This is a genomic window from Segniliparus sp., from assembly GCF_051660745.1.
In the GTDB taxonomy this organism is placed as follows: Bacteria; Actinomycetota; Actinomycetes; order Mycobacteriales; family Mycobacteriaceae; genus Segniliparus.
The window spans coordinates 68,381-90,612 of sequence record NZ_JBOFQF010000047.1; the positions used below are offsets into that span (position 1 = coordinate 68,381).

General features: G+C 70.0%; 23 protein-coding genes. 12 read left to right on the forward strand and 11 right to left on the reverse strand.

Translation table 11 applies throughout. The features are described from left to right. Nucleotides 1-44: 44 nt before the first annotated feature. A complete protein-coding gene (locus tag ACRC20_RS17675; RefSeq protein WP_438687708.1) occupies nt 45-503 on the reverse strand; it encodes a VOC family protein in 459 nt (152 codons plus the stop codon). A 73-nt stretch (nt 504-576) separates the two neighbouring features. On the opposite strand from ACRC20_RS17675, the gene ACRC20_RS17680 reads away from it, so the two are divergent. The 5 genes from ACRC20_RS17680 to ACRC20_RS17700 all read left to right on the forward strand — a co-directional run bounded on the left by ACRC20_RS17680 (nt 577) and on the right by ACRC20_RS17700 (nt 4,626). Beyond that, nucleotides 577-1,932: an MFS transporter gene (locus tag ACRC20_RS17680; RefSeq protein WP_438687709.1), complete on the forward strand. Its 1,356-nt coding sequence runs from the start codon at nt 577-579 to the stop codon at nt 1,930-1,932. 4 nt (nt 1,933-1,936) lie between these two features. Continuing rightward, entirely contained in the window at nt 1,937-2,860 is a 924-nt protein-coding gene (locus tag ACRC20_RS17685; protein ID WP_438687710.1) for a LysR family transcriptional regulator, read from the forward strand. A 121-nt stretch (nt 2,861-2,981) separates the two neighbouring features. Continuing rightward, complete coding sequence (locus ACRC20_RS17690) at nt 2,982-3,509, forward strand: methylated-DNA--[protein]-cysteine S-methyltransferase (protein WP_438687711.1); 528 nt, start codon at nt 2,982-2,984, stop codon at nt 3,507-3,509. After that, nucleotides 3,506-4,027: an RNA polymerase sigma factor gene (locus ACRC20_RS17695; protein ID WP_438687712.1), complete on the forward strand. Its 522-nt coding sequence runs from the start codon at nt 3,506-3,508 to the stop codon at nt 4,025-4,027. The genes ACRC20_RS17690 and ACRC20_RS17695 overlap by 4 nt, the downstream gene beginning before the upstream one ends. Beyond that, on the forward strand, nt 4,024-4,626 hold the full coding sequence (locus tag ACRC20_RS17700; RefSeq protein WP_438687713.1) for a methylated-DNA--[protein]-cysteine S-methyltransferase: 603 nt from the start codon (nt 4,024-4,026) through the stop codon (nt 4,624-4,626). Before ACRC20_RS17695 ends, ACRC20_RS17700 begins: the two co-directional genes overlap by 4 nt. On the opposite strand, the gene ACRC20_RS17705 is transcribed toward ACRC20_RS17700, so the two are convergent. Genes ACRC20_RS17705 through ACRC20_RS17720 form a run of 4 tightly spaced genes read right to left on the reverse strand, consistent with a single transcriptional unit; the run spans nt 4,623 to nt 7,727 of the window. Next, nucleotides 4,623-5,591 (reverse strand): alpha/beta hydrolase, encoded by a 969-nt coding sequence (locus ACRC20_RS17705; protein WP_438687714.1) that lies wholly within the window; start codon nt 5,589-5,591, stop codon nt 4,623-4,625. The two genes, ACRC20_RS17700 and ACRC20_RS17705, sit on opposite strands and share 4 nt — an antisense overlap. 15 nt (nt 5,592-5,606) lie before the next feature. After that, a complete protein-coding gene (locus tag ACRC20_RS17710; protein WP_438687715.1) occupies nt 5,607-5,996 on the reverse strand; it encodes a hypothetical protein in 390 nt (129 codons plus the stop codon). Between the two features lie 41 nt (nt 5,997-6,037). Beyond that, the gene (ilvA, locus tag ACRC20_RS17715) at nt 6,038-7,249 is read right to left on the reverse strand and encodes a threonine ammonia-lyase (protein WP_438687716.1); all 1,212 of its coding nucleotides are present in this window, start codon (nt 7,247-7,249) and stop codon (nt 6,038-6,040) included. Between the two features lie 7 nt (nt 7,250-7,256). Beyond that, entirely contained in the window at nt 7,257-7,727 is a 471-nt protein-coding gene (locus ACRC20_RS17720) for an META domain-containing protein (RefSeq protein WP_438687717.1), read from the reverse strand. Nucleotides 7,728-7,829: 102 nt separating this feature from the next. Between ACRC20_RS17720 and ACRC20_RS17725 the strand changes: the two genes are divergently transcribed. Together ACRC20_RS17725 and ACRC20_RS17730 are read left to right on the forward strand one after the other, a co-directional pair. Continuing rightward, the gene (locus ACRC20_RS17725; RefSeq protein WP_438687718.1) at nt 7,830-9,395 is read left to right on the forward strand and encodes a family 20 glycosylhydrolase; all 1,566 of its coding nucleotides are present in this window, start codon (nt 7,830-7,832) and stop codon (nt 9,393-9,395) included. Nucleotides 9,396-9,588: 193 nt separating this feature from the next. Continuing rightward, the gene (locus ACRC20_RS17730) at nt 9,589-9,921 is read left to right on the forward strand and encodes a hypothetical protein (RefSeq protein WP_438687719.1); all 333 of its coding nucleotides are present in this window, start codon (nt 9,589-9,591) and stop codon (nt 9,919-9,921) included. Between the two features lie 9 nt (nt 9,922-9,930). Here the strand turns inward: ACRC20_RS17730 and zapE are convergent, their stop codons facing one another. Next, nucleotides 9,931-10,959, reverse strand: coding sequence for a cell division protein ZapE (gene zapE, locus ACRC20_RS17735; protein ID WP_438687720.1), 1,029 nt, complete (start codon nt 10,957-10,959; stop codon nt 9,931-9,933). Between the two features lie 95 nt (nt 10,960-11,054). Here zapE and ACRC20_RS17740 point away from each other — a divergent pair, with 95 nt between their 5' ends. The 4 genes from ACRC20_RS17740 to ACRC20_RS17755 are packed head-to-tail and all read left to right on the forward strand — an operon-like array spanning nt 11,055 to nt 14,981. Beyond that, nucleotides 11,055-12,602, forward strand: coding sequence for an alpha/beta hydrolase (locus ACRC20_RS17740; RefSeq protein ID WP_438687721.1), 1,548 nt, complete (start codon nt 11,055-11,057; stop codon nt 12,600-12,602). Nucleotides 12,603-12,657: 55 nt separating this feature from the next. Further along, nucleotides 12,658-13,914 carry a glycosyltransferase family 87 protein gene (locus ACRC20_RS17745; RefSeq protein ID WP_438687722.1) on the forward strand — a complete coding sequence of 419 codons (1,257 nt, stop codon included), beginning with the start codon at nt 12,658-12,660 and terminating at the stop codon, nt 13,912-13,914. Further along, complete coding sequence (gene msrB / locus ACRC20_RS17750) at nt 13,883-14,362, forward strand: peptide-methionine (R)-S-oxide reductase MsrB (protein WP_438687723.1); 480 nt, start codon at nt 13,883-13,885, stop codon at nt 14,360-14,362. The genes ACRC20_RS17745 and msrB overlap by 32 nt, the downstream gene beginning before the upstream one ends. A gap of 49 nt (nt 14,363-14,411) precedes the next feature. Continuing rightward, nucleotides 14,412-14,981 (forward strand): translation initiation factor 2, encoded by a 570-nt coding sequence (locus tag ACRC20_RS17755; RefSeq protein ID WP_438687724.1) that lies wholly within the window; start codon nt 14,412-14,414, stop codon nt 14,979-14,981. 43 nt (nt 14,982-15,024) lie between these two features. On the opposite strand, the gene ACRC20_RS17760 is transcribed toward ACRC20_RS17755, so the two are convergent. From ACRC20_RS17760 to ACRC20_RS17780, 5 genes are all read right to left on the reverse strand, one after another. Then, on the reverse strand, nt 15,025-15,855 hold the full coding sequence (locus tag ACRC20_RS17760; protein WP_438687725.1) for a shikimate dehydrogenase: 831 nt from the start codon (nt 15,853-15,855) through the stop codon (nt 15,025-15,027). 70 nt (nt 15,856-15,925) lie between these two features. Then, entirely contained in the window at nt 15,926-16,918 is a 993-nt protein-coding gene (gene hemB / locus ACRC20_RS17765) for a porphobilinogen synthase (RefSeq protein WP_438687726.1), read from the reverse strand. Then, nucleotides 16,915-18,501 carry a uroporphyrinogen-III synthase gene (locus tag ACRC20_RS17770; RefSeq protein ID WP_438687731.1) on the reverse strand — a complete coding sequence of 529 codons (1,587 nt, stop codon included), beginning with the start codon at nt 18,499-18,501 and terminating at the stop codon, nt 16,915-16,917. Before ACRC20_RS17770 ends, hemB begins: the two co-directional genes overlap by 4 nt. A gap of 7 nt (nt 18,502-18,508) precedes the next feature. Further along, nucleotides 18,509-19,453, reverse strand: coding sequence for a hydroxymethylbilane synthase (gene hemC / locus ACRC20_RS17775; RefSeq protein ID WP_438687727.1), 945 nt, complete (start codon nt 19,451-19,453; stop codon nt 18,509-18,511). Beyond that, complete coding sequence (locus ACRC20_RS17780; RefSeq protein WP_438687728.1) at nt 19,450-20,919, reverse strand: glutamyl-tRNA reductase; 1,470 nt, start codon at nt 20,917-20,919, stop codon at nt 19,450-19,452. The genes hemC and ACRC20_RS17780 overlap by 4 nt, the downstream gene beginning before the upstream one ends. Before the next feature lie 314 nt (nt 20,920-21,233). Here ACRC20_RS17780 and ACRC20_RS17785 point away from each other — a divergent pair, with 314 nt between their 5' ends. Continuing rightward, nucleotides 21,234-22,160, forward strand: coding sequence for an HAD family hydrolase (locus tag ACRC20_RS17785; RefSeq protein WP_438687732.1), 927 nt, complete (start codon nt 21,234-21,236; stop codon nt 22,158-22,160). Nucleotides 22,161-22,232: the final 72 nt, after the last annotated feature.

Genomic DNA, 22,232 nt, shown 5'->3' on the forward strand with positions numbered 1-22,232 from the left:
GCAGGCTACCGCGCAGGGCTGGAAAAATAGGGCAGGCTGCCGGGTCAACTCGCCGAGGCGGCCGCCTGCAGCTCGGCGATGTCGAGTTTGACCATGCCGAGCATCGCTTGGAAGACCCGGTCCGCCTTCACCTGGTCGGGGTGGCTCAGCAGCCCGGGCAAGATCGTCGGCACGATCTGCCAGGACAGGCCGAACTTGTCGGTGAGCCAGCCGCATTGCTGCTCGGTCCCCCCGGCGGAGAGCGCGTCCCAATACCGGTCCACCTCCTCCTGCGTCTCGCAGGGGACTTGCAGGCTCGTCGCGTAGTTGAGCGTCACGTCCGTGCCGCCGCCGAACGCGAGGAACGGCCTGCCCCACAGCTCGAAGGAGACGATCGACGTCCCCGTCTCGTCCCGCGCAGGCGATTTCGACAGGATCCGGGAGTCGGGGAAGAGACGGGTGTACAGGGCGGCTGGCTCGCTCGCCTCGGTCTGGAACCAGAGACAGGTGGTGATCGTGGGCATGGCGCTCCTCGGCTGCAGGGGTGTGATCCCCAGCATAGCCGGGCCGTGGTCGGGCGCGGCTAGGCTGGATGGAATGTCCTCCTCTCCCCCGCGGCGCTGGCTCCAGCTCACGCTCCTCGGCGGAACGCTCACCACGGAGACCTCGGAGGGCAGCGTGATCAGCATGTTGTTCCCGGCGATCCAGGCCTCGCTGGCGTTGCCGCTCTCCGCGCTCGGCGCGCTGCAGGCGGCCCCGAAGCTGCTCAGCGCTGCAACTGGGCCGCTGTGGGCGCAGCTCGCGGCTCGCACGAACCGAAAGGCCGTGCTCGTGTCCTGCGCGGCGCTCGGCGGCGCCTGGTGCGTCGCGACCGGCTTCGCGCAGAGCTACCTGCAGATCCTGCTGCTGTTCACGTTCTCGGCGCTCTTCTTCTCGGGGACCCAGCCGATCGTCACGGCTTTGCTCGCGGACCTTTTCGACGACAAGTCCCGGGGGCGGGCGACGGGCTACCTCTATGGCCTGATCGCGCTCATGATCGCCGTGCTCGGGCCGGTCATGGGCCAGCTCTCCCAAGTCCCCGGCGGATGGCGGTACGGGTTTTTCGCCTCAGGCGGGGTCTGCCTGGTCTCCGGCTGCCTCATCGCGGTGTTCTTCAAAGACCCCGGAGTCGGGGCTTCGGAGTCGGAGCTGGCGGCGTTCAGCCGGACGGAGCGCGAGGAGCACTCCAAGCTCACCTGGCGCGCGATCATTGCGCTCTGCGAAGTCCGGACGTTCGCGCTCGTCGTCGTGCAGTCCCTTTTCTGCGGGCAGTTCCTCCTGCTGGGGGTGGCGATCGTCTATCTCGTCGAGGTCGACGGGTTCGACAATGCGACGGCCTCCCTCGTCGCGCTGCCGGGCGGGATCGGCGGCATGATCGGCACCTTCTGCGGCGGGTTGCTCGCGGACCGGGCACGACGGATCAGCCCGAGGGCTGGCTACGTCGCCTTTTTCCAGGTCGTCGGAGCATTGTGCGCGGTGGCTTCGGTGCTGTGCACACAGGTCGACTGGGGCTCGATCGTCGTGTTCTGCGCGTGTTTCTTCTTCTACGGCCTCGTGTACGGGGCGTGGCCGGTGGCGACCCAGCTGATCGTCATCGATGTGACGCTCCCCGAGCTGCGCGGCACGGCGAACGCGATCCGCATCGCAGTCCAGCTCGGCGCCGTGGCGGCGCTCAGCCTCCTGCTCACCCATCTCGGCGAGCGCGTCGGGCTGAAAGAAGCCGCCCTGCTGCTCGTCGTCGGGCTCGTCCTTGTCGAGGTCGCGCTCACCACGGCGCTCTACTGGACGTACCCGCGAGACCGGGACGCGGTGCATGCGGAACTGCGGCGGCGGGCGGCCGAGATCGAGACCGAGGAGACCGAGGCCCAGGAGCGGCTGGACCGCGCCGCCCTGGGGACCAGCCCGATACAGTGATCGGATGGTGCTCCCCGCCCGCGTGCCGGAACTGGCCGCGCTCGACGTCGTCGCCTCGGTCGCGAGATCGGGCAGCATGGGCGCGGCAGCGCGCGAGCTCGGCCTGAGCCAGCAGGCGGTGAGCGCCAGGGTCCGGGCGGTGGAGCGCGAGCTCGGCCTGCGGCTGTTCCGCCGCTCCCCCGGCGGGACGGCGTTGACCGAGTCCGGGTCGGCGGTGCTGGAATGGGCGGCCGCGATCTTGGACAGCGCGGAGAAATTCTCGGCCGGGGTCGAGGCATTGCGGGGACAGAGCTCGTCGGTCCGCGTCGCCGCGTCGATGACCGTCGCGGAATGCCTCGTGCCGTCGTGGGCGGTGGCGCTGCGCAACCTGCACCCGGACAGCCAGATCCGGGTGAGCCCGATGAACTCGGCGGACGCGCTGAAAGCCGTCGTCGGCGGCGAGGCGGACGTCGGCTTCGTCGAATGCTCGGAGACCGGGGCGGGCGTCGACTCCCGTCCCATCGGCAGGGACGAGCTGGTCGTGGTGGTGCCGCGCGGCCATGCGTGGGCCCGGACGGGCCGGGTGTCCCCGGCGACGCTGGCGAGCACGCCGCTCGTGCAGCGCGAACCAGGCTCTGGCACGCGCGAAGTCTTCGAAGAGGCGCTCGCGGGCCAGGCCGGGCCGCTCGCCCCGCCGCTTCTGGAGCTGAGCTCGGTGACCGCGCTCAAAGCGGCGGCGGCCACCGCGATGGCGCCCGCCGTGCTGTCGAGCCTTTCCGTCGCGCACGAGCTCGCCGAGGGCAAGCTCGTGCGGATCGAAGTCGACGGGCTGCGCATGCGCCGGACGCTGCGCGCGGTCTGGCCGGTCGGGGCGAGGCTGCGCGGGCCTGCGGGCGACCTGGTCGGGCTGGCGAGCGCGGCGGCTTCGGGCAGCGGCGCGACGATGTGACCGAAGGCATACTATGCTGCCCTCACAAAACCGCCCGCCGCAACGTCTGCATGGTGAGAGCGCCAATGAGATGAGAGAACGACAGCCGGGCGAGCCGGCGCAGCTTTTCGAGGAGACCACGATGTCAACCGCAACGCAGACCACCCGGCACGCCGTCGTCGAATTCCCCATCGGCCCGTTGACGTTGGTGCGCGACGATCTGGGCTTGACCGGGATCTATTTCCCCGGCCATTGGACCAGGCCCGACGAGGCGTCCTTCGGCCCACGGGCCGAGCTTGCCGAGGACGGCGGCTTCGAAGCCGCCGTCGCGCAGCTGCGCGAGTATTTCGCGGGCGGGCGCCGAGAGTTCGACCTCGACCTGAACCTGCACGGCTCGGACCGGGCCCAACAGGTCTGGCGGCTCCTCTCGCAGATCCCGTACGGCCAGACCACGACCTACGGCGCGCTCGCGAAGGAGATCGGCGGCGGGATCAGCCCGCGCGCGATCGGCGGCTTCGTCGGGCACAACCCGATCTCGATCATCGTCCCCTGCCACCGGGTCCTCGGCTCGACGGGCAGCCTCACCGGCTACGCGGGCGGGCTGGAGCGCAAACGCAAGCTCCTCGAACTCGAACGGGCGCTCCCGGCTTCCGAGCCGACGCTGTGGTGACTGCCGGGGCTTCGGCGCCGCAGCGGGGCAAGCCGCCCTTCGAGGCGGTGGTGGGACGGCACGGCGCGACGGTGCTGCGAGTCGTGCGCGCGGTCGTCGGGCCCGTCGACGCGGACGACGCGTGGTCGGAGACCTTCCTCGCCGCGATGAAGGCATACCCGGAGCTCCCCGCAGAGGCCAACGTCGAGGCCTGGCTCGTGACAATCGCGCACCGCAAGGCGATCGACGTTGTCCGAGCGGCTTCCCGGCGGGCCGTTCCCGTCGCCGACGCGCCCGACCGAACAGGGGGCGAGCGGGCCGACGGGCGCGACCTCGACCTCGACCACGCGCTCGCCGCGCTCACGGCGAAGCAGCGCCAAGCCGTCGCGTACCACTATCTGGCCGGGCTGGCGTACGACGAGATCGCCTGCATCACCGGCGGCACCGCGGCCGCCGCGCGCCGAGCTGCCGCCGACGGCGTCGCGGCGTTGCGGCGCGTCTATCCCCAACATCCTTCGGAGAAACAGGAAAACTCATGAGACCAGTGGAACTTGCAGGCTTGTGCCCGGCCGAGCCCGCAGACCTTGGCCGACTGCGGGCCAGGCTCGCATCCGCCTCGGCGGAGCAAGCCCTGCTCGATGTCGCCTACCGTGTCGTTGACTCCCCCCTCGGCCCGCTGTTGGCCGCCGCGACGCCGGAGGGGCTGGTGCGGGTGGCTTTCGCGGTCGAGGGCCACGACAGCGTGCTACAAAGCCTCGCCGACCGGATCAGCCCCCGCGTCCTCGAGGCGCCCGCGCGGCTGGACCCCGTCGCCCGCCAGCTCGACGACTACTTCTCCGGACGGCTGCGGCGCTTCGAGCTGGCGCTGGACTGGCAGTTGTCCAAAGGCTTCCGGCGCACGGTCCTCGAACACCTCGCGACCGACGTCGGGTACGGGACGAAGGCCACCTACGGGATTCTCGCGCGGCTCTCCGGCAGCCCCGGCGCCGTCCGCGCGGTCGGCACGGCGTGCGCGACGAACCCGATCCCGCTCGTCGTCCCCTGCCACCGGGTCGTCCGGTCGGACGGCACGGCGGGCGGCTATCGGGGGGGCGCGGAGGCGAAGCGGCTGCTGCTGGATTTGGAGGGCTCGGCCTAGAGCGACCGGATCCGTCGCACGCGGTCCTCGACCGCACGGCGCGAGACTCCCGCCTCGGGCGCGAACATCTCGAAGCCGTGCGGGCAGCCAGGGTGCAGATGGAGCTCCACGGGGACGTGCGCCGCCGCGAGACGGCCCGCGAACGCGAGGTCTTCGAAAAGGAAGAAGTCGAGGTCGCCGACATCGATGTACGCGGGAGGGAGCCCGGTCAAGTCTTCGGCCCGGGCGGGCGCGGCGTAGCCGAGCGAAGCCCCGTGCTCCGCGTCCCGGTTCTCGCCGAGCAGGGCCGACCAGCCGGTGATGTTGTCCTCGTAGCCCCAGATCAGCATTGGCGCGAGCACGGGGTCGGGATCCGGGGTGCGGTGGTCGAGCATCGGGTAGACGAGCAGCTGCTGCGCGATCGCCGGGCCGCCCCGGTCCCGCGCCATGAGGCTCACCCCTGCCGCGAGCCCGCCGCCTGCGCTGTCGCCCATGACCCCGATCCGGCCGGTGTCGAGGCCCAGCTCGGCGGCGTGGCCTGCCAGCCAGACCAAGGCCGAGTAGCAATCCTCGACCGGAGTCGGGTGCGGATGCTCCGGAGCTGTTCGGTAGTCGACGACGAGCATCGGGACCCCCGACTCCGCGACATAGCGGCGGACGACGCCGTCGTACGCCGCGCCGATCACGTCCCAGCCCATGATCATGCCGCCGCCGTGGAGGTAGAGGACCGCGCTCTGCCCGTGCCCTGCTGCGGGCCGGTACCAGCGCAGCGCGATCTCGGCGCCGTCCGAGGCGACGAGCGCGTGATGGTCGACCGCGACGCCCTCCGCTGCGGGCGAGGCCGCGCCGATGTGCTGGAAGACGCGCGTGGCGTTCGCGCGCCGGGCCTCGACGTCGCCGAGGCGCGGCGGCTCGCCTGCGCGGCCCACAGCGGTCAGAACGGCGTCGACGCCTGCTGAGACTTCAGGGTCGGCGGGAAGTGGCATGGCGCCTGGTCCGGATCAGAGCGCGTGGACGTCTTGGACGCTCACGAACACGCCCTTGCCGTCCTTCTTGAAGGTCAGGCCGTTCTCCTCGGCGTCGATCGTCCAGCCGTTGTCCGTGATCGGCACGCCGTAGCTCAATTGGCGCGGCGGCACGCCGCCGAATCCGCCTTCTGTCCACTGGATGTAGTTCTGGTCCAAGTGGTAGTCGGCGATATTGGCCGAAGCCGCAGGCGCGACCCCTGCCCCCCACGGCGCGATGCACTTCACGTCCGTCGCGTTCACCAAGCAGTTGATCTTGCCGGACGGCGAGCCGACGATGCCGGTGCGCAGGGGCTGGGCCTCCGCTGCCGGGGCCGCGAGCAAGCCCGCGAAAGCCAAGGCTGCGAAAACGCTCTTGCTTCTCATACTTGAAAATCTCCTCCACGACCGAGAACAGGTTGCTGCGCTCATGCTAGCACGAGCCCGGCCTCCGCGATGGCGGCGAGTACTGCATTCTGATGCTCAGATCCCCGGGTCTCCACGGTGGCGCTGATCTCCACGTCGCCGAAGCTCAAGCCTTCCTCGATCCGCGAGTGCGTCACGTCCACCACGCTGGCCCCGACGCGTTGGAACACCGCGAGCACCTCGGCCAGCCCGCCGGGCTGGTCGCGCACGCGCACCCGGACGGTGAGATAGCGCCCCGCCGCGCGCAGCCCGTGCGCGATCACTTTGGTGAGGAGCAGTGGGTCCACGTTGCCGCCGGTCAGCACGCCGCAGACTTGGCCGGAAAGCCCGAGCTCCTGGCTCGGGAGCGTCATGAGGGCGGCGACAGCGGCCGCCCCGGCAGGCTCGACGACGAGCTTGAGCCGCTCCAAGCACAAGAGCACCGCGCGGGACAACGCCTCCTCGCTCACGGTGACCACCTCGTCCACCAGCGCCGCGACATGCTCGAACGGCGCGGCGCCCGGCAAGCCGATCGCGATGCCGTCGGCGATAGTGGCCATCGACGACAACGCCGTGGGGGCGCCCGCTCGGAGCGACTCCGGCCACGCGGCGGCGCCTTCCGCCTGGACCCCGAGGACGCGCGTCTGCGGGTGGAGCGCCTTCACCGCGAGCGCCATTCCGGCGAGCAGCCCCCCGCCGCCGAGCGGCGCCACGAGCGTGCCGATCGCGGGCAGCTGCTCGGCTACCTCCAAACCGCAGGTCGCCTGGCCAAGGATCACGTCGGGGTGGTCGAAGGGATGGATGAGGACCGCCCCGGTCTCCTCCGCGAATTGCCGCGCATGGCCGAGCGCCTCGTCGACCGAGGCTCCGCGCAGGCGCACTTGGGCCCCGTACGCCTTCGTCGCGCTGACTTTCGGGAGGGACGCGCTCACCGGCATGAACACGGTCGAGACGACGCCCATCTCGCCCGCCGCCCACGCCACGCCCTGCGCATGGTTGCCCGCGCTCGCGGCGACCACCCCGCGGCTGCGCTCCTCTGGCGTGAGCCGTGCGATCCTCGCGTAGGCGCCACGCGGTTTGAACGAGCCGGTGCGCTGCAGGTTCTCGCATTTGAGCCACACCGGGAGGCCGCACCGGTCGGTGAGCGCCCGCGAGGCCACGATCGGGGTGCGGTGCACGACCGGCGCGAGCAGCTGCGCCACTGGCCGGACATCGTCCAAAGTCAACAAAGCCATACAGGCATCATGCCGGTTCCGCGTCCGCGCCGCCGTCTTCGGGCTTTCGCGCCAGCCGCAAGGCGCGTTCGCCGGTCCGCAGCACGAGGGCGTCTGCTCGCATTTCGAATCGGGCCGGGCCTTCGAGCACCTTGGCGACGAACTCGTCCGCCGCCATCAGCGGGGGGCTGCATGCCATCATGGTGGAGATGAGCGGCCTGAAGCCCAGCTCGTCCCCATGGAGCGCGCCCGAGCCGCCCATGCCGTTGCAGCCGCCGGAGACGGCGACGCGGAAGCCGGTCGCGTCGGAGTCGAACCGCACCCGCAAGGACGGGGCCTGCTGGACGGCCTCGGCTCCGGGTCCGTCGGCCGAGGCGACGGACCATTCGCCGTACAGCGCCTCGGGGAGCTCGTCCGGGGACGCGGCGGCGCGTCCCCCGGCGAAGGCGCACACCGCGACGGGGCCGACGAGCAAGGAACGGAACAGAACGTGTCGCATGCCACAAGCGTACGCATGCGGCCATGGGACGTGCCCCCCGTTGGCCGCAGCAGCAGGCCTCCGGCTGTGAAAAACCCCTCCTGTCTGGCATGATGGTCCACCGTGCTGCCGCTCCTCCACGCCTCGCCGTCCCGAACCGTCTTCGCGTTGATCGCGGCGATCGGACTGCTCGGCGGCTGTTCGAACCGGGGGGCGGCCCCCGGCGGAACCCAGGCGGACCCGTTTCCCGCCGCCTCCGACGCGGTCGCGGAGGCTGGCGGCGCGGTTCTTCCGCCCATCATCCCCTCGGTGCAGCAGTGGGGGCCTGGAGCCGGAGCTTTCCGTCTCCGCCCGGACGCGAAGATCGTCGCCCCGCAGGCGTTGCGCGCCGCGGCCGAAGTCTTCGCCGACGACCTCGGCTCGGTCCTCGGGCGGGCGTTCCCCGTGGCGGCGAGCGGCGCCGTGGACGGCGACATCGAGCTGCGCCAGCGGGACTCCGACGCGCAATTGGGCTCGGAGGGCTACGAGATCTCCGTCGCCGGGCGCCTCGTCGTCTCCGCGCCGGGCGACGCGGGCGCGTTCCTCGGGACTCGCACCGCGCTGCAGTGGCTGCGCCAGTCGCAAGCGCTGCCCGGCGGGACGGCGCGGGACTGGCCCGCCTGGCGCGAGCGGGCGTTCATGGTGGACACAGCTCGCAAGTTCTACACCGTGGACTGGCTGCGCGACCGGATCCGGGAGCTTTCCTACCTCAAGTACAACACGCTCCACCTGCATCTCACCGACTCCCAGGCGTTCCGGGTCGAGAGCGACACGGTCCCCGACGCGGTGGCCCCCGAGCATTACAGCAAGGCCGAGATCGCCGATCTGGTCGCCTACGCCGCCCGCAGGCATATCGCCGTGATCCCGGAGTTCGACCTGCCAGGCCACGCCAGCGCGCTGCTCGCCCACCATCCCGAGCTCGGCGTCAAAGGCGAGTGGGGGCTCACGGTGCTCAACCTGGCCAAGCCCGAGACGTGGACGCTCGCCGAGAACATCATCAAGGAGTACCTTCCGCTCTTCCCCGCGAAGGTCTGGTTCCTCGGGGCCGACGAGTGGATGGCCATGGACCAGTTCGGCCAGCACCCGGAGCTCGCCCGTGCTGCTGTGGAGCGCTACGGCCCTGGGGCGGACCCCATCGACCTCTTCCACGGCTTCATCAACCAGATGGACGAAGTCGTGAAGGCCGCGGGCAAGTCCATGCGGATCTGGAACAGCGCGCTGATCCTCAACTCGACCGTGCCGGTCGCCTCGGACATCGGCATCGACCATTGGTCGGGCGCGGGGCTGTCGGCGCAGGACGAAGCGGCCGCAGGCCATGAGCTCCTCAACTCCACGTCTCGCCAGCTGTACTACGTGATCGACCGCAGAGTCCCCGACCCTGCCAAAATTTACGGCGATTTCGACCCGAACGCGTACCCCCTGGCGGCGACCGCGGCCAGCGTTCTCGCGCAAGGCAACCCGAAAGCGCTCGGCGCCGAGCTTTGTCTGTGGGAGGGCGGACAAGGTCCTGGCGAGGGCGAAGTGGCGGCCGCGCTCACCCCGATGCTGCGCGCCCTGGCCCAAGTCGTGTGGGGCAGCCCGAAGATCACTGATGATTATGGGCAGTTCGTCGGGATCAGCGATGTGGTCGGGCAGCCGCCTGCGGTGTAGGGGGCTGGGACTCCGACGAACCGGTGAGCGCTGCGTCGGGATCAGCGATGTGGTCGGGCAGCCGCCCGTGGTGTAGTGGGGCTGGGACTCCGACGAACCGGTGAGCGCTGCGTCGGGATCAGCGATGTGGTCGGGCAGCCGCCCGTGGTGTAGAGGCGCTGACATTGTCAGGCTTCCCCGCTAAGCTCGTCTTATGACGACACCGGAGGAAAAACGCAAGCTGAACAGGCTCGGCAATGATATGGAGGGCGTTTTCGCCGCCCTCGGCGGGATCCAATCAGTGCAAAAGGTCCACAGCCGCTACCATCTCGAGCACAAGACCAGATTGCACAGCATCGAGTCCAAACTGGACGGCTTGGAGACCAAACTGGACGGCTTGGAGACCAAGTTCGATGAACTAGAAACGAAAGTCGACGGACTCGAGACCAAGTTTGACGGACTCGAGACCAAAGTCGACAGGCTCGGGACCACGCTGGGCTCGGTGGAGGCGAAAGTCGAGCAGATCATCGAGATCCTTGGCGGCTGAACCCGAGGACTAGGCGACCGGGACCGAAGCCAGTCCGACCGCCTCGCCCGTCCGCGCGAGCGCGGTGATCCTGGAGATCGCCCGCAAGTATTTCTTGCGGTATCCGCCCGCGAGCATTTCCTCGGTGAAGAGCGTGTCCGCAGGCTGTCCCGCGACCAGCACGGGGATCCCTGCGTCGTAGAGCCGGTCGATGAACGCGACGAGCCGCAGCGCCACGGCCTGGTCGGGAGCGGGCTGGAACCCGGAGATCCCCACAGCTTCGACGCCCGCGACGAGCTCGCGGTAGCAGGAGGGGTGCAGGGTCGCCAAGTGCTTGGCCAGCGTGCTGAAGTCGTCCAAGCTGGCCCTCGGCGTGCGGGAGACCCGCTCGGCGAGCTCCTCCTCGGAGAACGGAGCGGGCGGCTCGGGCAAGTCGCGGTGGCGGTAGTCCGGGCCGTCGACGCGCACGACCTCGAAGCCGTCCGAGATCTGGCGGATCTCCCTGAGGAAGTCCTGCGCGGCGAAACGGCCTTCGCCGAGTTGGCCCGGCAGGGTGTTCGAGGTCGCGGCGACAGACACGGATCGGTCGAAGAGCTCGCCGAGCAGCCGGGAAAGGAGCATGGTGTCCCCCGGGTCGTCGAGCTCGAACTCGTCGATGCACACGATGCTGTGCTGCGCGAGGCGCTCCACGGTGCCCGCCATGCCGACCGCGCCGACCAGGTTCGTGATCTCCACGAAGCTGCCGAAGAGCTTCGGCGCTTTCGCGGCGTGGTAGATCGAGGCCAACAGGTGGGTCTTGCCGACGCCGAACCCGCCGTCGAGATAGAGCCCGACACCGCGCTGCTGCTTGCGGAACCACCCGGACTTGCTCGCCCGGACCGCTGCGGTCCTGCCTGCGAAGGCCTCGCCCGCGACGACGGCCGCGGCCTGGCTCGGCTCCTGCGGATTGGGCCGATAGCTCGCGAAGCTGACATCGGAGAAGGTCGGCGGCGGGACAAGGCTCGCCACGAGCTCGTCCGGTGGGACCACGGGCCGGCGATCAGACAGATGCAACACCACATATGCACAGTAGCGCCGCTTCGCTCTCGTTTCGAGCCTGTCGAGCTGGTATGAGGTCGAGTTCACACTGGTTCGCACGGGTAAGCTGGGCTGTCATGTGGAAACGACTCGCGGTGGCCGTGGCTGCCTTGACGCTGGCGCCCGCCTGCGCAGGATGCGGCTTCGACCCGCTCGGTGGGACGAAACTGCCGGTGTACAACCAGCAGAAGCCCGGGGACGCGAAGGGCCCCGGCGGGCCGCAGATCCCCGTTTTCGCCTCGCCGAAGACCGAGTTGCATTGGCATGACTGCGCCCGCCAACTCCTCTCGAGCGGCAATCTCCAATCTCCTCCGGAGGGCGTCGTCCTCGAATGCGCGACGCTGCCCGTCCAGCCGAAGGAACGCCGGGGAACCGTCATCACGCTCTCGCTCGCGCGGCTGCGCACCCCCTCGACCAAGCCCGAAGCCGCGCCGGTCGTCCTCACCACCGGGTCGGACGTCCCGTCCACGCGCTACCTCGCCGAGTTCGCCTCCTCCTCGTCGTCCTCGCCGCTCACCGAGCACCCGATCGTCGCGGTCGACCGGCGCGGGCTCAACAGCTCGCCCGCCGCCAACTGCGGCCCGCTCGGCGTCTCGGCCCGTCGCTCGATCGTCGACCAGATGCAGTTCCAAAGCTCGGGCGCGGACACGTTCGGCCTGCTCGCGGACAAAGCCCGGCAGTACATCGGCGACTGCCCGCAGTACCTCTCCATGGAGCCTGGCTTCTTCGACTTGCGCCATTCGGAGGAGGACATCGAGGCGTTGCGCTCGGCCTGGCAGGTGGACCGTCTCGCGCTGATCGGGGTCGGGAACGGGGCGTCGGTGGCGCTCACCTACGCCCACGACCACCCGGACCGGGTCGCCCGTGTCGTGCTGGACTCGCCGCCCCCGTACGCCTCGGAGGCGGAAGTCGTCGGGGAACAACGCGCCGCGGGGCTCGAGGCCTCGTTGCGCGCCTTCGCCGCCCAGTGCAAGGCGTTGCGCTGCTCCCTCGGGCCGGACCCCGAGGCGAAACTCGCCGAGCTGCTCGACGACGCTGGCTCGGGCCGCCTCGGGCGGGTTTCCAAGAGCCTGCTCGTCGAGCACATCGCGACCGTGCTCGCCCTCGACCCCGAAGGCCAGCCCGCCGCGATCACCGAGCTCGCAGACCAGCTGGGCGCCCCGGACAGCCTCGACAGCCACATCGGCGACACGCTGTCCTCGCGGTTCACCGACGGCCAGCTCATCGCCGGGTGCAACGACCAGCGCAACCAGCCCACCCCGGAGCGGGCCAAAGAGCTCGCCCAGGCGTGGAGCGCGAAGGACAAGTACCCGATGGTCGGCGGCGTGGTCGCCAAATCGCTTTTGGCCTGCTCCGGCTGGCCGACCGAGCAGGCGCTCGAAGGGCCGAAATCGTTCGCGGTCCCGGTCCTCGCGACGTTCACGAAGACCAACCCCGTCGTCGGGTCGTTCGACCCCGGCCCGATCAAGGCCCTCGTCGGCCTCGCGAACGCCAAGCTGAGCATCGTGACATGGGAGGGCGTGGGCTACTCCCCGCTCTTGCGCTCCCGCTGCGCGGACGACACGGCGGAAAAGTACTTGAACTCGGGGATGTTGGAGGCGCCCGAGCTCTTCTGCCCGGCTTAGCGGGTCCCAGCCCGTCGCCTTGCCCGCGCGGTCCCCGGTTGAGTAAGGTGCGCAGGTGTCCTATCCCCAGTGGCTGAACTCTGCGGGCGCGAAGGCGCTGAACGCGGCCCTTTGGCCGATCGCAGTGATGTCCGTGCTGCACCGAACGATGATCCTCGCCGTCAACGAGCACATCACCGACGACTTCAACCCGGTCTATCAGGCCGGGCTGGCCTTCTTGAACCACCGGCCGGTCTACACGCAGAACCTCGACCAGGTCGAGCCGCATTACCTGTATCCGCCGAGCGGCACGCTGCTGCTCTGCCCGATCACGCATTTCGACCCGATCACCGCGCGGCTCATCTTCATCGCGGGCACGTCCGCCGCGATCGTCGGCGCGTGCCTGCTCCTGCTGAAGTACTTCGACCTGCCGCTGCGCTCGTTCGCGACCCCGGCGACGCTCGCCGCCGTGTTCCTCACCGAGTCGGCCACCAACACCCTCACGTTCACGAACGTCAACGGGTTCGTCTTCCTCGCCGAGGCGATCTTCCTGCTCTGCGTGAAGCATGAGCGGCCCTGGCTCGCGGGCTCGGTGCTTGGCCTGACGTTCGCGGTGAAGCCGATCCTCGCCCCGCTGCTGCTCATCCCGCTTTTGCTGCGCTGGTGGAAGACGTTCGCCACGGCGGCGGCGGTGCCCGCCGTGCTGCTCGTGATCGGCCAGCTGTACTCGGTGGACGGCGGGAAGTTCTACACGGACATCCTCCCCTATCTCGGCAAGCCGAGGGACTACTACAACAGCGCGATCCAGGGCGTCGGCACGTACTACGGGGTCGCCCCCTGGCTGCTCTTGCTCTTGCGCGCCGTGCTCGGAGCGCTCGTCCTGATCAGCCTGTGGTGGCTCTATCAGCGGTTCCGCCGCAGCGACCTCGTGCTGTGGGCCGCGTCGACGGCGGGCCTCGCGCTCGTGGCGACGTTCGTGCTCGCCTCGCTCGGCCAGGGCTACTACTCCCTCTTCCTCATCCCGCTGGCGCTCTCGGTGGTCCGGGCGGGCTCCCCCATGCGGTCGTGGGCGCCGTGGCTCGGCCTGTACGGCTGCATGTCCTTGGACTTCTGGGAGTTCAACCAGCCGCTGCACCACGAGCATCCGCCCCGCGACCTGCTGGTCTTCTTGTACCCCAAGGGCCGGGACGCGGAGTACCTCAAATTCACGTTCGGCTGGACGGTCCTCGTCGTCGGCGTCTTCGCCGCGTTGTGGCTCGCGAAGCCGCACAAAGACGGGGAGAAGCCATTACCATTGGCGCATGAGCCAGAAAGACAGCCAGCCGGCGGCTGAGGCGGCGCGCCGGAGCCCGGCGCAGCAGCCCAAGCTGTCGAGCGCCGAGGCGCAGGCCCTCAGCGAGGCCCAGTGGCGCGAGCGCCTCTCCCCCGACGAGTACCAGGTGCTCCGGCGGGCGGGCACCGAGCGGCCGTTCGTCGGCGAGTACACCGAGGCGAAGACAGTCGGCGTCTACTCGTGCCGGGCCTGCGGGTCCGAGCTGTTCCGCAGCGCGGCGAAGTTCGACTCGCATTGCGGATGGCCGTCCTTCTTCACGCCGCTCGCGAAAGAGGCCGTGATCGAGCGGGAGGACAGCAGCCTCGGCATGCGCCGCGTCGAAGTGCTCTGCGCCAACTGCGAGAGCCATCTCGGGCACGTCTTCGGGGGCGAGGGCTATGACACGCCGACCGATCTGCGCTACTGCATCAACTCGATCAGCTTGCGCCTCGAGCCCGAGGAGGGCTAGAAGGCGCGGGCCCCGCGCGGCAGCCGGAGAAGACCGCTATGCTGACCTCGTGCGCTTGATCTCTGCCTCTTCGCGGGGGGCTGTGCCCCTCGCCCTGCTCGCGACCGCCGTCCTCGGCTCCCCCGCCGCGCAGGCTGCTCCGCCGGACTTCCCGAACATCGACGCGTTCGACTCGGTGACCTGGAACGACTACCTCGTGGGCGGTGACGACGCGCAGTCGCTGCATCTGCAATTCCTCACCCCGAGCGGCCTCACCTGCTTCCTGAACGTCGACGCGTTCAGCTACGAGTGCTGGGGGGCGCTGCACGGCGCTCCCGCCGGGGCGAACCATGTGCGCGGCAACGTGGTGAACAACCAGCCCGCGCCGGAGCTCGAGGACGCTCCGACCCTCCTGCCGAACCGCACCAAGATCTCGTGGCGGGGAGTGACCTGCGGCGTCGACGGGAAGCTCACCGCCTGCTACCAGGTGGACCACGGCTTCATCCTCGACGACAAGCAGACCAAAGTCTTCCCGTCAGCCGAGCCTGCGAACGGGCCGCCGGTCTCGTCCAGCGTCCCCGACGTCGGCGCGTCCGCATCTCCGGCCTCGCCCGCGCCAACGGCGGCTCCGACCTCGTAGCTCCGCGAGTCTGCCCGTCTGGCAAAGGGCTGGCAGGCGCAGTTCAGGGGCTTCGTTCGGCGAGCGCGGCTTCGAGCGCCTGGCGCATCACGTCTCGCGGCGCCTGCTGGCCGGTGAACCATTCGACCTGCCGGAACGCCTGGTGCAGCAGCATCGACTGGCCGCCGACCACGCGCGCGCCGCGTTCGTGCGCCAGCCTGGCGAGCGTCGTCGGCCACGGGTCGTAGACCACGTCGAGCACAGCGGGGGCGTGCGCCAGCGCAGGGGCCCACGGCGCGACAGAATCTGCGGGGACCGTGTTCACCAGCACTTCTGCCGAGGCCGCGACCTTGCCGAGGTAAGAGCTGTGCAGATCGACCCAGCGCGGTTTCAGGCCGAGGCTCTTCGCGAGCCGGAGCGCCGGATACGCGCGCTTCTCGTCGCGGGAGACCACCACGGCCTCGCGCAGGCCCGCGCGGGCGAACGCGGCCACGACAGGCAGGCTCGTGCCGCCCGAGCCGACCACGACGGCGGGCTTGCCGCCTGGATCGATGTCGAGCTCCTCGATGGCCCCGTACGCGCCGTCCACATCCGTGCAGTCCGCGAGCCAGCCGTCTTTGGTGCGCACGAGCGTGTTCGCCGAGCCGACCGCCTCGGCGAGCTCGGTGCGGGTGTCCGCGAACGCCAACGCCGCGAGTTTGTCCGGCGCGGTGACGGACAGGCCTGCCCACTCCTGGGAGAGCCCCGCGACGAGGCCGGGCAGCTCCGCCGCGACGCACTCGATCCGCTCGTACGTCCAATCGTCGAGGCCGAGCGCCTGATACGCGGCCAAGTGCAGCACTGGCGAGAGCGAATGCTCGATCGGCGATCCGAGGACAGCGGCTTTGCGGGTCACCCGGCGATCCTAACGCATCGGAGCACGCCGTTCTTGTGCGCGAGCGCGATGTTCCCCAGAGCGGGAAGCGTCAGCGGAGACGGCGGGCCAGTTCCGTCGCGAAGTAGGTGAGCACGTTGTCCGCCCCTGCGCGGACGATGCTCGTGACGGATTCGAGCGCTGCGGCTTCCCCGTCGATCCAGCCGCGCTCGGCCGCCGCGACGATCATCGAGTACTCGCCCGAGATCTGGTAGGCGAACACCGGCACCGGGGAGGAGTCGGCGACCTCTCGGAGAATGTCCAAATAGCTCATCGCCGGTTTGACCATGACGAAGTCCGCGCCCTCCGCGACGTCGAGCCGGGCCTCGCGCAGCCCTTCGCGGCGGTTGGCGGGGTCGAGCTGGTAGGCGCGGCGGTCGCCGTCCAGCGAGCTGCCGACCGCGTCGCGGAACGGCCCGTAGAAGGCCGAGGCGTACTTCGCGGCGTAGGCGAGGACCAGCACGTCGTCGCGCCCCGCCTCGTCCAGCGCGGCGCGGATCGCGGCGACCTGCCCGTCCATCATGCCGCTCGGCGACACGACATGCGCGCCAGCGGCAGCCTGCGCCACGGCCATCGCGGTGTACTGCGCGAGGGTGGCGTCGTTGTCGACCACTGTCCGGCCGGAGCCGTCGACCCCGAGCACCCCGCAGTGGCCGTGGTCGGTGAACTCGTCGAGGCAGGTGTCCGCCATGAGGACCGTCGAGTCGCCGAGATCGGCCTTGAGGTCGGCGAGCGCGCGGTTCAAGATTCCTGCGGGATCGACTCCGGCCGACCCCGAGCCGTCTTTGTCCTCGGGCTTCGGGACGCCGAAAAGCATGAGCCCGCCCACGCCCGCGCGCACTGCCTCGTCTGCGGCCTTGCGCAGGCTGTCGCGGGTGTGCTGCACGACGCCGGGCATCGAGGCGATCGGCCTGGGCTCGCCTGTGCCGTCGGCGACGAACATCGGCAGCACCAGCTGCGCCGGGCTGAGCCGGGTTTCGGCCACGAGCCTGCGCAGGGCGGGCGTGGCGCGCGAGCGCCTCGGCCGGACCGGCTGCCCGCTCATCGGCTGCTGCTGCGCCTCGACCGCTTGCGCGGCGGCGGCAGCGCGCCCTCTGCCCGGAGCCTGGCGGCGTGCTCGGCGAGCGCGTCCACGAGGGCCGGGGCCGAGGCGACGTCCGGCTGCACGTCCACGCGAAGGCCGAATTCCTGCGCCGTCTCCACGGTCTTGGGCCCGATGCACGCGATGATCGTGCGGGCGTGCGGCTTGCCCGCGATCCCGACGAGGTTGCGGACCGTGGAGGACGAGGTGAAGCAGACCGCGTCGAAACCGCCGGTCTTGATCATCTCGCGGATGTCCGCGGGCGGCGGCGCCGCCCGCACGGTGCGGTACGCGGTCACGTCGTCGACTTCCCAGCCGCCGTCGCGCAAGCCCGCCGCCAACGTCTCGGTCGCGATGTCCGCGCGAGGCAGGAGCACCCGGTTCACCGGGTCGAAGACTTCGTCGTACGGCGGGAACTCGTCGAGGAGGCCGAGCGAGGACTGCTCGCCCTCGGGCACGAGCTCGGGCTCGATGCCGAACTCGCGCACGCGCTTGGCGGTCGCGGGGCCGACGCAGGCGATCTTCACGCCGGAGAACGCACGGGCGTCGAGGCCGAACTCGTTGAACTTCTCCCAGACCGCGCGCACGGCGTTGGTGGAGGTGAACACCACCCACTGGTACCGGCCGTCCACCAGGCCCTTCACCGCGCGTTCCATCTGCGCGGGGCTGCGCGCGGGCTCCACCGCGATGGTCGGCACCTCGACGGGGATGGCGCCGTGCGAGACGAGCCGCTCGCACATCTCGCCCGCCTGGTCCTTCGTGCGCGGCACGAGCACGGACCAGCTGAACAGCGCCCGGCTCTCCCACCAGTTGAGCTTCGAGCGCTGGCCGACGACCCTGCCGACGGTGAGCACGAGGGGGTCCGGCAGCTCGGCGCCCATCTGGGACAGCCCGGAGAGGGTGGACTCGAGCGTCTTCTGCGTGCGGGTGGTGCCCGCCGAGGTGATGGCGACCGGGGTGTTCGGCGGCAGGCCCTGGTCGATCAGCGCCGCGCCGGTCGAGGCGAGCTGCTTGGCGGTCAGGCTCAGCACGAGCGAGCCGGGCGCTCCGGCGAGCGCGCTCCAGTCCACATCGCCGCGCAAGTCCGCCTCGGTGTGGATCGAGCCGAGCGGGATGCCTGCGTAGAGCGGGGCGGCGGCGGTCGCCGAGACCCCCGGGATGACGTCCATCGGGGCCTGGGACCGGGCGATGGCCAAGAGCTCGGTGACCACGTCCTCGCGCGAGCCGGGGTCGCCTGCGACGACACGGACGACGTCGTTGCCGTTCTTCGCCTCGTTGAGGAGCATTTTCACGATGTCAGACGGGTCGATCTCCTGGGGCAGGACCGTCACGTGCGGTTCCGGCTTGGCGGCGTTTTGGCCCTCGGTCGCCACGGCCGCCCGGCTTCCGATCAGCGAGAGGATGTCCTGCGGGACCGCCGGGTCCACCAGAGCCACGGAGGCGTCGAGCAGGGTCTCGCGGGCTCGCCACGCGAGCAGGCCCGGATCGCCTGGCCCGGCGCCGACGAAGACGACCCGTCCCGCGGTTTTCTTCTTCTCCATCACGATTCTCCAGTCACGACAGGCCGGGTTCGCCCTGCACGGCTCCAACGAGTTCCATGGCGCCCATGGAACGCAACGATTCGGCCACGCGGCGGCCGAGGGCGACCGCGTGGCTTTCGCTCAACAGCTCAGGGCCCACCAGGTGAGCTTCTGCTTCTTCCCGGATCACGCGCGACCCGTCGATCGCGCACACCGCGGCCTCGACGCGAAGCGTCTGCGCGTCGATCCGGGCGAGCGCTCCGACCGGGCCGGAGCACCCCGCGTTGAGGTCTGCGAGGACCGCCCGCTCAGCCGCCGAAACGACTCGGCTATGCTCGTGGTCGAGCTTCGCGAGAATCTCAACGAGGGAGGCTGCCGCATCGGCGCGGCACTCAACGGCGAGAGCTCCTTGGCCTGGAGCGGGCAGCATGACCGCCGGATCCAAAACCTCAGTCGCCTCTTGCGCTCGTCCGAGCCGCAAAAGGCCCGCTCGCGCCACGACAATGGCGTCGCACTCTGCTGTGGCAACCTTACGCATCCTGCTATCTAGATTGCCTCGTATCGGCTGAATTTCCAAGTCCGCACGTGCGAGGCGCAGTTGCGCGACGCGCCGGGGCGCTCCGGTGCCCACGCTGGATCCGGGAGGCAGTTCCGCCAGCGGGAAACCGGACCGGCTCACGAGCACGTCGCGGGGATCTTTGCGCTCCGGCACTGCCACCAGCGAAAACCTCGGGTCTTGCGCGGTCGGCAAGTCCTTGAGGGAGTGCACGGCGATGTCGATCTCGTCCGCGAGGAGGGCGTCGCGGAGCGCCGACGTGAAGACTCCGACTCCGATTTCGACGATGGGGCCGGAAACCTTGTCGCCGATTGTGTTCACAATCACAAGCTCCGCCTCTTCGCCGAGGCCTCGCAAAGCGTCGCGCACGGTGGCCGCCTGCGTCGTGGCGAGCAGGCTCCCCCGTGTGCCGACCCGGATCAACGGCTTTGCCCCTGGCGTCCTTCCGGCAAGCTGTCCCGCTCGCCAGGCTCGTGCGGGATGCTTCCCGTGACAGCGGTGACCGATCCGGGCGCGAGCCCGAACAGCTCGCGCAGCGCCTCGGCGTATTTGCCGCCGTCGCCGTCGCCCGCCAGCTCTTTGACCCGCGTCGTCGGCGTGTGCAGCAGCTTGTCCACCACGCGTCGCACGGTCTTGGTCACCTCGGCCCGCTGCGCGGAGTCCAGGCTCGGCAGTTTGGACTCGAGGCGGAGCAGCTCGTCGACGACGACCTCGTCGGCCCGCTGCCGCAAAGCTGCGACCGTCGGCACGACGGACTGCTGGAGCTGGCCCTGCAGGTACGCCGCGACCTCCTTGGCGACAAGGGACTCCACCTCGGCCAAGGCTTCGCGGTCCAAGGCCTCCTCGTTGTCCTCCGACAACGACTGCGTGTCGACCACCCGGACGCCGGGCAGGTCGGCGACAGCCGGATCGACGTCGCGCGGCACGGAGAGGTCGCACACCACGAGCTGCCGCAGGCCCAAGCCGCGATCTGCGGCGTTACTCCTCGCCTCGTGTACCACTTCGTCTTCCCGTACACCACGGCTCGGTGCGCCTGGCATCTCATCGCCTTGGACCCTGCGGCCGAATCCTGCGTCTTCGAAGTCTTCCGCGACGAGCAGCGAACCGGCGGCTCCCGCGCAGGTCACGAGGACGTCGAACGAGGGAAGGAGCCCGGCCAGGTCGGACATCGCCGCCGATCGCGCGGACAAGCCGCCCGCGCGGGCGGTCTCGGCCAGCCTCCGGGCGCTCTCCTGGGTCCTGCTCAGCGTCACGACCTCGGCCAGTTCCGGCGCTCGTCCCTTGAGGTCCGCGACCACCAACGAGCCGATCGCTCCGGCTCCGACGATCCCCACTTTGGCTCCGGCCCAGCCCGAGGCCAGGTGCGTCTCGACCTTGTCGAGCGCCCTGGAGACCATGGAAGGGCCTGCCTTCGCCACGGAAGTCTGGCTCTGGGCCGCCTTGCCGGTCCGGAGCGCTTGCTGGACGAGCCCGTGCAGGCTCGCCCCGACAGTCCCCGTCGCCGTCGCGGTCGAGTACGCGGAGCGGACTTGCCCGAGGATCTGCTGCTCCCCCACCACCATCGAGTCCAAGCTGGCCGCGACGGAGAACACATGCTGCACGGCGGCTTTGCCGTAGTGGACGTAGCAGTGCTCGGTGAGCTCGCGCTCCCCCACGCCGGTGTGCCGCGCCAGGGCCTCCCCGATCCGGGCCACGCCCGCGTGGAAGGCCTCGACGACCGCCCAGACCTCGATCCGGTTGCAGGTCGAGAGCACCAGCGCCTCGGCGACGTGGCCCTCACCGATGATCTGGGCGAGCAGCTTCGGCTGCTCGGACTCGGCGACGACGACTTTTTCGAGCACGGGAAGCGGCGCGGTCCTGTGGGACACGCCAAGGACGAGCAAGCTCATAAGGCCCCACCGGCACAACTGCCCTGCGCGGCCAAGCTCGGCGCGATCAAATCCGGCCTCCTTGTCGAGTGCGATCTGGCGGCCTGCGACTGCCAGCTCCTTCTAAGGTAATCCCAACATCGCGTGTTCTCCAAGTCGTCCGGTGTGAGTTTTCATGTCGTGACCTGCTTAATTAGGGTAGGCTACCCTTTGAAACAAGATTCGTGGCCTGCCTCTTCGGAATTCTGGCGCGACGCAAGTAGGCTAGAGGCGAGAAAGGAGGCGCGCGCGTGCCCCAAGATCGACAGAGCCTCGCAGGCGAAGCTGCCGCGGAGATGGCGCATGAGACCTTGCGCGCCCAACAGGTCGAGGACGAGGCGCGGGCCGCGCAGGAGCTCGAGTCGCTCGAATTGGACGAGGGCGAAAAAGAGCCCGAGGAAGTCCAGCCCGACCTCACCGCCGCCGCCTTCTTCGACGTTGACAACACGTTGGTGCAGGGCGCCTCGATCATCCACTTCGCCAGGGGGCTCGTGGCGAGGGACTACTTCAGCGCCCGAGACCTGCTCGGCTTCGTGTTCATACAGTTGAAATTCCGCATCACGGGCAAAGAGAGCTCCGAGGACGCCAAGCGGGGCAAGCAGCGCGCGCTCTCCTTCATCGAAGGGCGCTCGACCGAAGAGCTGCGCAGGCTCGGCGAGGAGATCTACGACGAGGTGATCGCCGGGAAGATCTGGCCCGGCACGCGCGCGCTCGCCCAGATGCACCTCGACGCCGGGCAGCAGGTCTGGCTCGTCACCGCGACCCCGGCGGAGCTGGCGCAGACTATCGCGAACCGGCTCGGCCTCACCGGGGCGCTCGGCACGGTCGCCGAGAGCCAGGACGGGGTCTTCACCGGCAGGCTGGTCGGGGACCTCCTCCACGGCCTCGGGAAGGCGCACGCGGTGCGGGCGCTCGCCGCGCGGGAAGGGCTGAACCTCAAGCGCTGCACGGCGTACTCGGACAGCCGCAACGACGTGCCGATGCTCTCGCTCGTCGGCACAGCCGTCGCGATCAACCCGGATCCGGAGCTGCGCGAGATCGCCCGCATCCGAGGCTGGGAGATCCGCGACTACCGCACCGCGCGCAAGGCGGTCCGGATCGGCATCCCCTCGGCGCTCGGGCTCGGCGTGCTCGCAGGAGCCACCACCGCGGTGCTCACGCACCGCGAGCAGCTGCGCGCGGCGTTCACCCGGGCCTGGCAGGCCGCGCTGCGGGCCGAGTGACATGGGCGCCGAGCTGAGGCGCCGAGCGAGAACGTGAAAAAGAGCTGTGCCCCGGCGGATATCCGCCGGGGC

What these genes read in the sequence shown, in the direction of transcription:
- ACRC20_RS17700 (WP_438687713.1), top strand. Translation starts at nt 4,024, where the DNA reads ATGAGACCAGTGGAACTTGCAGGCTTGTGCCCGGCCGAGCCCGCAGAC.
- ACRC20_RS17780 (WP_438687728.1), bottom strand. Translation starts at nt 20,919, where the DNA reads ATGAGCTTGCTCGTCCTTGGCGTGTCCCACAGGACCGCGCCGCTTCCC.
- msrB (WP_438687723.1), top strand. Translation starts at nt 13,883, where the DNA reads ATGAGCCAGAAAGACAGCCAGCCGGCGGCTGAGGCGGCGCGCCGGAGC.
- ACRC20_RS17710 (WP_438687715.1), bottom strand. Translation starts at nt 5,996, where the DNA reads ATGAGAAGCAAGAGCGTTTTCGCAGCCTTGGCTTTCGCGGGCTTGCTC.
- ACRC20_RS17680 (WP_438687709.1), top strand. Translation starts at nt 577, where the DNA reads ATGTCCTCCTCTCCCCCGCGGCGCTGGCTCCAGCTCACGCTCCTCGGC.
- ACRC20_RS17785 (WP_438687732.1), top strand. Translation starts at nt 21,234, where the DNA reads ATGGCGCATGAGACCTTGCGCGCCCAACAGGTCGAGGACGAGGCGCGG.
- hemB (WP_438687726.1), bottom strand. Translation starts at nt 16,918, where the DNA reads ATGAGCGGGCAGCCGGTCCGGCCGAGGCGCTCGCGCGCCACGCCCGCC.
- ACRC20_RS17740 (WP_438687721.1), top strand. Translation starts at nt 11,055, where the DNA reads ATGTGGAAACGACTCGCGGTGGCCGTGGCTGCCTTGACGCTGGCGCCC.
- ACRC20_RS17705 (WP_438687714.1), bottom strand. Translation starts at nt 5,591, where the DNA reads ATGCCACTTCCCGCCGACCCTGAAGTCTCAGCAGGCGTCGACGCCGTT.
- ACRC20_RS17720 (WP_438687717.1), bottom strand. Translation starts at nt 7,727, where the DNA reads ATGCGACACGTTCTGTTCCGTTCCTTGCTCGTCGGCCCCGTCGCGGTG.
- ACRC20_RS17675 (WP_438687708.1), bottom strand. Translation starts at nt 503, where the DNA reads ATGCCCACGATCACCACCTGTCTCTGGTTCCAGACCGAGGCGAGCGAG.
- ACRC20_RS17685 (WP_438687710.1), top strand. Translation starts at nt 1,937, where the DNA reads ATGGTGCTCCCCGCCCGCGTGCCGGAACTGGCCGCGCTCGACGTCGTC.
- ilvA (WP_438687716.1), bottom strand. Translation starts at nt 7,249, where the DNA reads ATGGCTTTGTTGACTTTGGACGATGTCCGGCCAGTGGCGCAGCTGCTC.
- ACRC20_RS17690 (WP_438687711.1), top strand. Translation starts at nt 2,982, where the DNA reads ATGTCAACCGCAACGCAGACCACCCGGCACGCCGTCGTCGAATTCCCC.
- ACRC20_RS17730 (WP_438687719.1), top strand. Translation starts at nt 9,589, where the DNA reads ATGACGACACCGGAGGAAAAACGCAAGCTGAACAGGCTCGGCAATGAT.